Origin of the sequence: Sphingobacterium sp. HMA12 (assembly GCF_002933815.1) — a bacterium.
GTDB lineage: Bacteria > Bacteroidota > Bacteroidia > Sphingobacteriales > Sphingobacteriaceae > Sphingobacterium.
The window spans coordinates 2,862,533-2,874,552 of sequence record NZ_BEYR01000001.1 but is presented as its reverse complement, the minus strand read 5'-3'; the positions used below and the strand labels follow the sequence as shown (position 1 = coordinate 2,874,552).

The window sequence follows — 12,020 nt, the reverse complement described above, 5'->3', positions numbered from 1 at the left end:
AGTAGGTCGCAATCGGGCACAGATCTTTTACACTTTTATGGTCTTTGTGTACAATTTGTAAGATTAGTCAGGTAATTATCCTCGATTTCTAAATACGGAGGGTGAGGTGCCGGAAAGACGTTTAAAGAACCGGCAAAAGATGCTTGGTTCATCAAAATTTAGCTTGTTGCTGATCTGTTTGATCGACAAGCTGGTTGATTTGAGTAAGGTTTTGGCATGCATGAGCGTAACATAATCAATCCATTGTAAGATAGATTTTCCTGTTTTTTGCTTGAGGAATGTAGAGAGGTATTGCGGGGTGAGATGGAGTTTCTCTGCATAAAAATAAACACTACGCTGTTGGGTGGCATATTTTGAAATTAATAGATAGAACTCATCAATAATTTCATGCGTACGGCTTTTTATGGGATTATTGTGGTCAGCTAGCGCGGGATAAGACTCAGCGATCAGGTTCATCAGTGAAATGACAAGATGCCGTAGCATTTCGATTTTTTTAGGACTTTGATTTTTGTGAAATACCTTTTGTATGAGACTTAACAATTCATTTTTTATTGTCATTTCTTCGGCTTGAAGACCCAGGACAGGCTGCCAGCGAATCTGGTTGTTCATGACAAAGTCATGTAGCATTGGAAATGTCGAAATGAAATCCACAGAAAGACCGACGGTAATGATCTCCGCATTTTCCGTCATGGATAGTGTCTCTAGCATTAATTGAGGTTGGACAATAGCAATCTGGCCTGCACAAAGCTCGTGTTCCAGGAAATGAATACGGGCTTTCATGGAGCCTTTGACCATAAATGCAAGAATCAATCCATCAAACAGGCGGGGATTTTCCGAATACGCTTGCCCATTGACGTGCTTCTGCTGGAGCACAGCGATTCCTTCTATCTTTTTGGAAAGATCAATATTATATTGTTTATACACGTTGTCCGATGTAAGGGATACTGCCATATTCAAATATCGTCAAATTCATTTGTATGGCAATGCGGGGATTTTTCGGTATTCCCTGATAATGCTTACATACGCCTTCTTTTCCTCAGATATCGTTATCTATAGCCTGACATTTGATGCATGCTTTAGCAAAGAATAATACTAGTCTGCGTTTAAATGGTTGACGGGCAAAAAGGCAGTTTTGGCAGATCAATACATAGACGTTAACCCAAATTTACGTATAGCATTACAATCGTAAATTATTCCTCTAGCACGATGAATAATTCGTGATAGAAAATATCGATTGGTTAATTATTTGTATGTAGAATAATTTGTCAATAATAAATGCGGGCAACAAATTCGCCCGCACGATAATTTAATTATTTTGAAGGGCAGATTGATTATCTGGTTAATTCTTCCAACGCTCGGTCTAAACTTGCTCCACGCATACCATGTTTTATAATTGTACCATTTGAGTCGATAAGCAAAGCGTATGGAATGCCTTGGATATCGTAACTTTTAGCAATCTGACTATTGAAACCTTCCCGGGCATTGTATTGGTTCCAAGCCATATTCTCTTCGGTCATTGCTTTTTTCCAGTCCGTTTCTTTCTCATCCAGCGAAATACTTACGATATCAAAACCTTTGTCTTTCCATGTTGCATAGGAATGACGTAAATGTGGAATTTCACCCCGGCATGGACCACACCATGAAGCCCAAAATTCAAGTAGAATATATTTTTTGTCTTTCGGAAATATGGAGGTTAACTGCACCTTGTTCCCCGCTTTGTCCAAGATTGGGCCATCTAATATGTTGGATCCAATCGCTGTTGCTTTGGCTTTTGTGACTGCAGTCTGAAAATCAATAAATGTTTTTTCACCCCGCCAGGAAGGTCCAAAGAGCTGAAGAAGTTCATCCATTTGTAATTTGGAGAGACTTTCTTCCCCATAGCCCATGACCATATAAGAGGCTTCATCCAGCGCGACCCGGGATGTAGGGTTGTTCCGGATAAATGTCCATTTTTTTTCAAAGACAGTTTTTTTGTATGGTTCCATTTCTCTAAGAATCGAAACACCTCGATCTGTATAGAATTTTCCATCGATCGCCGGAAGATGATACTCCTGCATATAGGCCTTGTCCAGTTTACTTAATGCTTGTTGTTCACCAATGATGCTCCGGTTTAATTGATTAGCTAAGTTTTGCGTTTGTGAACCTTCAACGATAGCTTTTACGTTAGGCGATTTCGGATTGTAATAATAGGAAGGAAGGCTGTCGATATGGCCGCTCAGAAGAAGTCGGCCCTTATCTAAATAGAATCCGCTTGCTTTCCATAATTTTTGGTCAGATTTTTCAGCAGGAGCAATAATCATTCTTACCAATTCAGGATGATCAAAAGATCCTTTGATCTGAAAGCTATTATTTTTAATGACAGCACTTCCGATTTTCCTTTGTCCATTATCTGCCCGTAGACTAACGGTCTGTCCATTCGCTTTTTCGCCATTGATTTTACCGGACAGAGAATAAGTCTGTTGGGCGTAGGTGATCAGTGTAAGCGCACTGTAGGAAAGAGTTAAAAATAGTTTTTTCATTAGATTTTATTTTTAAAGACATAAGGTTTTTAAAGTGGATTCTGTTGCAATTGATTATTCCCTGCCAATGCAGTTTGTGGAAGGGGCAATACCAATTGAATGTCCGATTTGATCGTTGCTTTGATTGCATTTAAATTCATGTTTTTTTCATGATAGTAGCGGACAAAATCAAACCAGTCTTCGCCATTTTCAGCAAATAGTTCCAATGCCTTATGTCGAAAGATAGCGGTCAGCAGTGTGTTGTTACTGATCTTACTGGCATAATCTGCAGGATATCCAACACGTGAGGCCATTGTTTGAAAGCTTTGACGTGCACTATCATAGTGACCGTTTCGGGCAGCAGCTTCGGCGTGGATAAAATAGATTTCACCGAGACGTAGTACCATTTGCGTGTTATGCTTTCCCGCTCCATTAAGTGAATAAGGATGTTTTCCATTGCCCTGAGCCCCCGCTAGTGTTGGATTGAACATCAGGTAAAAACGTTGGTCATAACCATCTCCGGTATTCAGATTTCCATCGTTGTCACCGGCCACTAGTATATCTGCCACACGTCTGGTGTATTCACTGTAAGTGGTACGGGCAATCAGATCGGTAGCACTTTCCATAGCGCCTTCGGTATAGGTTGCGAAAAGTGCCTCAGGAGAATCATAACCATTGGTGAAGATGCTTCTAAAAGACTCCTCCAGTCGGTAGCCATTGTCTTCAGCTAAAGCAATAGCTTCTTTAGCAATGTTTTCAGCTTCATTGTAGTTGCGCATATGTAAGAGAACTTTTGCTTTCAAGGCTTGGGCGGTGGCCTTTGTAACATAATAATGGAGCTCACTATGTTGCGGTGCGTTGGCAATAGCTTCGTTCAAATCCGCCAGTATGAAATCATAGCTTTCCTGTACGGATGCACGTGCTGAAGTTTCCGTCCCTGCAAAAGGCATATTTCTCAACACAATTCCATAAGGTGATGACAGATCAAAAAAATAGCCGAAATGACGGAGTAGCTGAAAATGGGCGAGTGCGCGCTGGATCTTACATTCGGCGATGATCTCTCTGACACGTTGTTCGGGAGCACCTTTTGCATCCCCTCTTTCCATCAAATGAATCAAATTGTTCGCTGTATTAATTGTGAGGTAAGATCCCTGATAAATATTAGCAAGAGCGATATTATTGGCCTGTACACTATTGGTTACAAACTCTTGACCTCCAGTCAATCCACCGCCTTTGCTTGCGGCGGTGCCCGAAAGAATGGACATGTAAAGGCGGAAAGAAGATACGTTAAACGCTCTCCAGCTTTTGTATACACCGCGCAAAACAGACTCTGCTGATTCCAGGTTATAGACGACATTGTCTTCTTCCATTTTATAGTAAGGTTTGATATCATCGATATCCCCTACCATGGAGCAGGAATTCATTCCTAATGTTCCTGCCAGTAATATTCCCAAATATTTTATTTTCATGTTGATTGTATGTTAAAATGCAGCCTTAATGCCCAGAGAAAATGTTTTTGACATCGGATAGGCATCATTACTGGATGTACTTGTGGTAATATATGTTCCGACAAATTCAGGATCCAACCCCGGCCATTTGGTCAAAGTCCATAGATTGGACGCCGAAGCAAATACTGATACCTGATTGACGCGCCATTTTTTCGTTAGTGCAGTCGGTAGGGCATAACTCACGTTGATGTTTTTAAGACGCAGGAAAGATGTTTCGTACACCAGACGGTCAGAAGTTCTTGCGTTGGACGCCGGGTCATAATAAGTTATTTTGGCGAAATGGGCGCCCGGGTTGGTCGCTGACCACATATCGCTATAAATTTCCTGCTGAAGGCTCTGACCTAACATGCCAAAGAGGCTCGTCTGAAAGTCATCCATTACAGCAGTTGCACCTTTGGAATATTGGAAAACAAAAGAAAAATTAAAGTTTTTATAATGTATACGACTATAAAAACCGCCGAAATATTTGGGTTGTGCAGTCGCGATGACTTCACGGTCATCGGTCGTGATCACACCGTCGCCGTTGAGGTCCTTATATTTATAATCGCCGGTACCTGTAGCCATATTTTGGTAATACCCTGTCGATGAACCGTTGTTCAGTGCATCTATTTCCTCCTGTGAATCAAGTATTTTTTCAACTAAATATCCCTTTCTGGTACCAGCAGGATAGCCTTCTATGTAACTATCTAAGGAATAAGCGTTAATATTAGCACCGTTTAAATGTTCGATTTTATTTCGGTTGCGGGCAATATTAAATGATAGATTCCAGGTGAACTCCTGCTTTTTGATAAGATCATAGCCTAATTCAAGCTCAAAGCCTTTATTGCTCATATCGATGATATTAGCTGAATAAGTGCTAGAGCCAGCTTCCAATGCTATCGGTGCCGGTGCCAATGCACCAGTCGTGTAGCGGTCATATATATCAAAACTACCTGTAAATCGATTGTTGAATAGCGCAAAATCCAATCCTGCATTATATTCACGTGTTTTTTCCCATTTGACATCACGGTTAGGAACATTCGGATCTAATACAATCGCTGGTTTGCCGCCCCAAAGGTCATTCGAACTGCGTACAAAAAACTGACGGTACAAGAAGTTATTGATATTGGTCGAACCGGTATTACCCCAGCTCAGGCGTAGTTTTAGGTTGTTGATCCAGTCGGCCGTTTGCATAAACTTTTCGTTATTGATACGCCATCCCATGGATAAAGACGGAAAATATGCCCGTTTATTTCCGGGACCGAATTTAGAAGATTCATCCGTACGGAAATTTGCTTCAGCCAGATACCGGTCTTTGTATTTATAGCTTAATCGGCTGTAAATAGAGTTTAACCCTTGATCGGCCCTGTAGTATGTGAAAAACGTGTTTCTGGCCGCCGATCCCGGATCTATCAGAATCTCATCGTCCGGAAATTCTTCGTAGCTATTTGAATCGCCTGAATTCTTTGAGCGGTCAAATCCGATACCAGCCATTGCATATAATTGATGGCCATTCTTTTTCCAGTCATAATCTGCCCTGAAATTGAGACTGGTATTGCTGTTATTGGATGTATTTGTATTCAACGTTGCGTACAGTTTACTGCCAAAAGCCGTAAAATCATCCTGTGTGTAAGTTGGGGCAAAAATACTTGCGCCACCATTATAAGAGGCAATGCTGATGTCGCCACGCAATTTAAAATTTTTGAGCACTTCATATTCGGCATAAGCTGCCCCCAAAAATTGGTGTATATTATTTAAGCCGCGATTGCTGAGCTGAGCCAAAGGACTTGATAACATCACGGGAGCACCATACATGAGCGAACCGTCAATGCGGTTGAAGTTACCACTTGCATCGTATGGCACCACATCGGGTCTTACTAGCCAAGGTTTTGTATTACCTCCGGCGAACAACTGTTGGCCATATTTTAGTGTGCTGTAAGCATACGATAAGGAGGCTCCTGCAGTCAGACGATCTGTAATGTTGCTATCAAACGACAGTCGGCCGCTATGGCGTTTGAGACCGTTGTTGATATATAACCCTTCCTGATCGAATGTATTAAAGTTGAACGCTAGGTTACTGTTGTCCGATCCTCCAATTAAAGAAAGGTTAAATTGTGAAGTACGAGCATTTTTATGGCGGATTACTTGTGTCCAGTCGGTATTGCCCGGTCCGAAGGCATCATTGTTTAATCCATCATAGCGGTATTGCAAGGGAGTACCAAATCCGTCATCTGCTAAAGGGCTGACAAACGCCATTTGTTCTATAGCCGGTATTTGATTGTAGTAGGCTTCATAGGGGTCAATTTTACCGTCATTTATACCATTTATTGTATTTAGTATAATGGTGTTTTGCGCATCTTTAAATTGATCGACGGACAGTGGCTTGTACATGCGCGTGGAGTTGTTGATTGAATGGGTGTAATCTGCCGAAATTGAAAAGGGCCTATTTTTCTTTCCGCGATTGGTCTTGACAATGACCACGCCATTCGCCCCGCGTGATCCGTAAATCGCAGTTGCAGCAGCATCTTTTAGGATGTCGATACTTTCGATTTCCGAAACCGGTATATTTGAAAGCGGGTTGATCGTTGGAAAATCAGAATATCCATCGATAAAAAAAGGTACCCCGTCTATCACGTATAGAGGTTCGTTGGTACTGCCCGATAAGGGCGAAGTAATGCCGCGAATGTTGAGTTTGGCCGTTGAACCTGGTGCACCAGAGTTTTGCGTCACCAAGACACCTTTTGCGGCACCGCCCAGAATAGACTCGAATGTTGCCGCATTATTACTAAAATCTGCTAGTTTTTCCTGATTAATAGAAGAAACTGAACTCGTCAGATCCTTTTGTTGTTTGGCTCCATATCCGATAACTACAACCTGATCCAATTTGGCATCAGCAATACGCATAGTCATATCCTGATTTAGCTTTAACGTATTTAAATGGATCATGGATGCGGCTGTCAAATAACCGATATAGCTATAGGAAAGCTGATAGGTACCGTAAGGAATATCAGCAAAGGTATAATTTCCTTTTGGGTCCGAGACAGTGAGTAGATCAAGTCCTTTTCCGACTATTTTGATCGTGACCCCCGGCAGGGGAGCATTTTCATCTATGCGTCTGATCGTTCCGGATACGGTGCCCAATTGCTGCAGCTTGTTCTTGATGATAATGGTTTTATCTTCAATCTGGAAGGATAGGGGCTGCGCCTGGAAAATGTCTGTCAGTACATCCCGGAGATTTTTATCTTTAATGGACAAGGTAACAGGAGATGTGTTTTTTAACATGTCATCGGCGTACAAAAAGCGGTAGGGGATTTGTTCCTCAAGCTTTTTGATCACCGTTTTTAGGCTGCTTTCATGTGCCTGTAAAGTAATTTTCTGCGCATAGGCAGCTACAGAAAAATCCGTAAAGAAAGCAATAAGGAGTAACAATGTAAGATAAAATCTTACATGATTAAAATACTTAATATTCATAAACTTTAGAGTTAAGTTAGTTCGCTTTTACATGGATTGTTTGGTTGTCAATCTTAAATTTTACTTTTTCGGTTATTTCAAGTAGATGTAGGGTCTGGTCGATTGAGTGATATTTAGATATTCTTCCAGTAAAGCTTATTTTGGCAATCTCTTTCGTTTCGAATCTAACTTCGACATTGTACCATCTAGACAATTGTTGCATGATTTTGCCAAGCGGTTCACTATCGAAAACAAAGACATCTTCTTTCCATGACGTGACGGATGAGGTTTTGGCCTTGGAGACCAGCATGTGTTCACCGGTATACAGCGCCTGATCGCCGGGGAGAAGAATCACCTGTCCTGTAGGTGTTGAAACCTGGACTTTTCCTTCCAGAAGAGAAGTGGTTATATTTTTTTCATTACGATAGGCTTGTATGTTAAACTTAGTCCCTAGTACAGTGACCTCTTGTTCTTTGGATGATACGATAAAAGGTTTATATTTATTTTTGGTAATTTCAAAATATCCTTCGCCAACCATTTTTATCCGACGCTCACTGCTTGCAAATTGGGAAGGAAATTCAAGTTCGGATTCAGAATTGACAACGACCAGCGAGCTATCAGCAAGCTTTATTTTAAATTGACTCCCACGAGGAACAATCAATTTGTTTAATTCGCCTGTGTTTTTAACATCGGATTGAACTTCATATGAAATCATTCCATTATCAAGTTTTTTTACGTTGATGCCATTCGCATTTACTGTTTGCCCAATTTGTAGCGCATCCAGATTTATCGAGTCTTTCGAACCCAAAAATAGTGTCGCTCCATAGCCAACGGTCTGAATTGTGGTCGATGTGTGGGAACTGTCTTTTTTATAATTTAGGGCAATTATGTAAGAAGCGGTAGACAAGAGCAAGAGGCCGATTAAGACCGCAGCATATTGATAAAGGCCCCTCTTTTTTATAGGCTCAATATTTAATGAATGCCAGGTTTGATACTTGATTTCCTCGAATTCATCCACTTGAATTGGATGTTGATACTTCAAAGAATTATACCAGGATTCGACAAGGATTATTTCATCTTGCGTGCATTGTTGATCCGTATACCGTTTTAAAAGGTCTGTAATTTCTTTTTCCGTCATCGCAGTCTAAATGAGCTTTTATAAACAGGACAAAGCTAATGACCGATGGGAGTAGATGAACTTAAAAAAAAGTAAAAAGTACGTAATTAATTTTTTTCTTAAGTATTTTGAGGGCATTGGCCACCTGCTTTTTGACCGTTAATTCGGAAATGGACATCAAATCGGCAATTTCTTTATGCGAGAGTTCCTGATGTCTGCTGAGCAAATAGATCTGCTTCATCTTGAGTGGAAGAGCATCTATTTCATTCTGAATGATTTTTTCAAGTTCGTTTTTATGGATTGTTCGGTCAGTCGTGGCCTCAAAATGAGTTTTAAAGTAATGATAGAGTTCGTGACGTTCATTTTGTTTTTTAGTTTTTATATAATAGTTGATAATACTATTTCTGAGGGACACGAAAAGAAAGTTGATAACTTTTCCTTCGATCATGATGTGCGCCCGTTTATTCCACAGGTTCATAAAAAGATCCTGCGTGAGATCTTGCGCATCTTCTTTGGAAGCCAGTTTATGTAAAGCGTGCGCAAATAACACATGAAACAAACGATCATATAATGTTTTATATGCAGATGTGTCACTAAGCTTTATAAGCTTGAAGAGCTGTTCGTCACTACATTCATTGTATTTTTTAAGTTGCAATTCCATAATTTGATAAAAGAGGATTTACCTTTAAAACCGTTTTATAGTTGATACAGGATTTATACATGACTTTTGGTTACCTTTAGAAATAAGATAATTTATTGAATAACCTGAGTTCCCGTGGTGAAGGTAGATTTCAAATGGTCATTTATATATTGCGAAGGTATTGAAACTTATGTAATACATAAAATATTTTTCTATCGAATTCACTTTTAATATTTTTGTAAAATTCGATAAATAATATAATCCGCAGTAGTGTAATTGAGCTCTGTAAGGGGTTCATTACAAGGGCCGACGATTATTATCAAAAATATTAGATAGGACTACCAAATAAATCGATTAGTCATGCCTACGAATACAGCAATACGAATTATGCGCTATTGGGGTTTATACTGGAAAAAGTATATCACAAGTCTTATGCAGCGCTATTAAATGAAAAGATATGCGAACCACTTAAATTAAGAAATACATATTTCTCGACAGAGACAGATCCAAATAAACATGAAGCGATATCGTATAATATTCAGAATAGGTATATTGAAAATTCAAAGGTAAATTTTTCCAATCATCCTGCTAGCGGTGGTATAGCGACCACGGCGATAGAACTTAATAGATTTCTTTCAGGCCGGTTTGAGGGTAGGTTAATTTCAAAGGAGAGCCTGGCATTAATGCTACCCGAGAATAAAGGGGAATATGGAATGGGAATTGAAAAAGCACGATTTAAGAATCCGATAGGGTATATTCATGGTGGTAGAATTGAAAACTATTTTTCGGATTACTGGTATTTTCCAGCGGAAAAGCTAGGGATCGTGACTTTGTGTAATGCCGTTAATATTAACCTAAGCCAGGTCCAAAATACACTCATCCAATGTGTTTATGGCAAAGATCCCATCTTACCTGATTTCAATAAAACAAAAGAACTGACCGAGGAGCAGTTTCGCCAGATAAGAGGAACCTATCAATATAAGGACGGTAGCCAAACGATCACGATTTCCTCGGATGGCACAAATTTGATCGGTCAGCTATCGGAGAATGGACAGATGTATGTCCCTTATCACTATAAATCAGACCATACATTTGTGTACGGCGATGAAGGTAGCATCTTGGAGTTTATACCCGGTGAACAGCGCCTGTTGTTGAGGGAAGGAGCTTTGGTTCTAGAGTTCAAGAAAATATAAGTAATATTTGGAATATATTTCGGTAGAAAATGTTTATATCCCTTATTGCATTCATCTATACAAATGAAATTTACTTTATCTGTAAACTCTAGGTTTTCAAATTTATTGCTAAACACAAATTACGAGAAATATAGTATTTTTTTTGTCAGCTTTATTTTTCGCAATGCCAAATACGGCAACCAATTCACCAAAAATAAAATAAAAAACAGTTAAATAATACTAAACATAGTTTAGTATTATGCATATATTTGTTTAAAACCAATTTCAAACAATGGTAAAATTGCAGGTGATCTATCATAACTCCTAACCTTGAGAGTGTTGAAAGCAATATTGTGACCGTAATCGGCGGATCTGATGAAAAGTGGGAGTATGGGTAGCAACGACAACAGAGCCATTATGTTTCCTTCAGATCATGTAGTAATAATGACAAGGTTTCAACTAAAAAAATAAAAAAATGGACAGAAAAGAGTTCTTTAAAACAACGGGTCTCGCTGGTGGTGCCCTGCTTTTTTCAAGATATCCTGAATTAAGCCCAACGGATAAAAAAATCAGGATCGGGATGATTACTGATCTACATCATGATATTATGCATGATGGTATCGAACGTTTATCCGCTTTTATAAAGGAGATGAATGAACAGAAACCGAATTTTATTATTCAGGGAGGGGATTTTTGTGTGCCGAAACAAAGTAATATACCATTAATGGAGGTTTGGAATAAATTTAATGGGCCCAAGTATCATGTGATTGGCAATCATGACAATGATGGCGGATATACACATGATCAGGTTGTTGCATTTTGGGACGCTAAGGCGAGATATTATTCGTTTGATTCAAATGGATTTCACATCGTAGTGCTTGATGGCAACGAACATAATGAAAGTCCTGACCGTCCAAAGGGATACGCACGATATATTTCACCGGTTCAGTTAGCATGGCTCAGAAAAGATCTTGATGAAACATCTTTACCGACGGTCATATTTTGCCACCAAGGCTTGGATAATGATGCCGGCGGCTTGGAGAATGGGACTTTGTTGCGTTATACCCTAGAGAAAGCAAATGATAAGGCAGGCAAAAAAAAGGTCATTTTGGTTATCAGTGGCCATCATCATCAGGATTATTACAATCATATTAATGGAATACATTATGTACAGATAAATAGTGCATCATACCAATGGCTTGGTGATGATTACAAAGAGATCCGTTATTCAGAAGAGGTTGATAAAGCACACCCTTATATCAAGTATACTGTTCCGTATAAGGATCCCTTATGGGCCATGATTGAAATTGACCATAAAGGCCGGATTATGATCAAAGGTAAAAGAACTGTATTTGTCGGGTCATCCCCCGAAAAACTGGGGGTAAATATGGATAATTATGTTTATCCAATTGTGCCTTTTATTTCAGACAGAAAACTCGGCTAATAACAGTTCAGATATGACCATTATCGCCCTAGTTAGATGATCAGATTATGTTCTCTTACACTACTGTTGATATTTTGTGTGCTACCCATAGCTGCTTATAATCAGACAATAAGTTATAAGCAGTTTTGGAATGATTTTCAATTTGTGGTGCCGATAAAAGGGAAGTGGAGCAATGAAATAAACAATTCCTTTTATACCACCGCTCAGATCTA

8 protein-coding genes are annotated in these 12,020 nt (G+C 39.5%); 2 read left to right on the top strand and 6 right to left on the bottom strand.

Features of this window, described 5'->3' with window-relative positions:
- Window positions 1–75 precede the first annotated feature (75 nt).
- The 6 genes from HMAT_RS12370 to HMAT_RS12345 all read right to left on the bottom strand — a co-directional run bounded on the left by HMAT_RS12370 (window position 76) and on the right by HMAT_RS12345 (window position 9,213).
- A complete protein-coding gene (locus tag HMAT_RS12370) occupies window positions 76–951 on the bottom strand; it encodes a helix-turn-helix domain-containing protein (protein WP_104382988.1) in 876 nt (291 codons plus the stop codon).
- A 380-nt stretch (window positions 952–1,331) separates the two neighbouring features.
- Entirely contained in the window at window positions 1,332–2,519 is a 1,188-nt protein-coding gene (locus tag HMAT_RS12365; RefSeq protein WP_104382987.1) for a thioredoxin-like domain-containing protein, read from the bottom strand.
- Window positions 2,520–2,548: 29 nt separating this feature from the next.
- A complete protein-coding gene (locus HMAT_RS12360) occupies window positions 2,549–3,967 on the bottom strand; it encodes a RagB/SusD family nutrient uptake outer membrane protein (RefSeq protein ID WP_104382986.1) in 1,419 nt (472 codons plus the stop codon).
- 12 nt (window positions 3,968–3,979) lie between these two features.
- Complete coding sequence (locus HMAT_RS12355) at window positions 3,980–7,456, bottom strand: SusC/RagA family TonB-linked outer membrane protein (protein WP_104382985.1); 3,477 nt, start codon at window positions 7,454–7,456, stop codon at window positions 3,980–3,982.
- A gap of 16 nt (window positions 7,457–7,472) precedes the next feature.
- Window positions 7,473–8,573, bottom strand: coding sequence for a FecR family protein (locus HMAT_RS12350; protein ID WP_104382984.1), 1,101 nt, complete (start codon window positions 8,571–8,573; stop codon window positions 7,473–7,475).
- A gap of 61 nt (window positions 8,574–8,634) precedes the next feature.
- Entirely contained in the window at window positions 8,635–9,213 is a 579-nt protein-coding gene (locus tag HMAT_RS12345) for an RNA polymerase sigma factor (protein WP_104382983.1), read from the bottom strand.
- Between the two features lie 311 nt (window positions 9,214–9,524).
- Here HMAT_RS12345 and HMAT_RS12340 point away from each other — a divergent pair, with 311 nt between their 5' ends.
- The gene (locus HMAT_RS12340) at window positions 9,525–10,385 is read left to right on the top strand and encodes a serine hydrolase domain-containing protein (RefSeq protein ID WP_104382982.1); all 861 of its coding nucleotides are present in this window, start codon (window positions 9,525–9,527) and stop codon (window positions 10,383–10,385) included.
- A 454-nt stretch (window positions 10,386–10,839) separates the two neighbouring features.
- Window positions 10,840–11,808, top strand: a complete 969-nt coding sequence (locus tag HMAT_RS12335) for a metallophosphoesterase (protein WP_104382981.1) — start codon at window positions 10,840–10,842, stop codon at window positions 11,806–11,808.
- Window positions 11,809–12,020: the final 212 nt, after the last annotated feature.

Bases quoted from the DNA above. Each gene is read 5' to 3' on its own strand.
- HMAT_RS12370 (WP_104382988.1), bottom strand. From the start codon at position 951: ATGGCAGTATCCCTTACATCGGACAACGTGTATAAACAATATAATATT.
- HMAT_RS12345 (WP_104382983.1), bottom strand. From the start codon at position 9,213: ATGGAATTGCAACTTAAAAAATACAATGAATGTAGTGACGAACAGCTC.
- HMAT_RS12365 (WP_104382987.1), bottom strand. From the start codon at position 2,519: ATGAAAAAACTATTTTTAACTCTTTCCTACAGTGCGCTTACACTGATC.
- HMAT_RS12355 (WP_104382985.1), bottom strand. From the start codon at position 7,456: ATGAATATTAAGTATTTTAATCATGTAAGATTTTATCTTACATTGTTA.
- HMAT_RS12350 (WP_104382984.1), bottom strand. From the start codon at position 8,573: ATGACGGAAAAAGAAATTACAGACCTTTTAAAACGGTATACGGATCAA.
- HMAT_RS12360 (WP_104382986.1), bottom strand. From the start codon at position 3,967: ATGAAAATAAAATATTTGGGAATATTACTGGCAGGAACATTAGGAATG.
- HMAT_RS12335 (WP_104382981.1), top strand. From the start codon at position 10,840: ATGGACAGAAAAGAGTTCTTTAAAACAACGGGTCTCGCTGGTGGTGCC.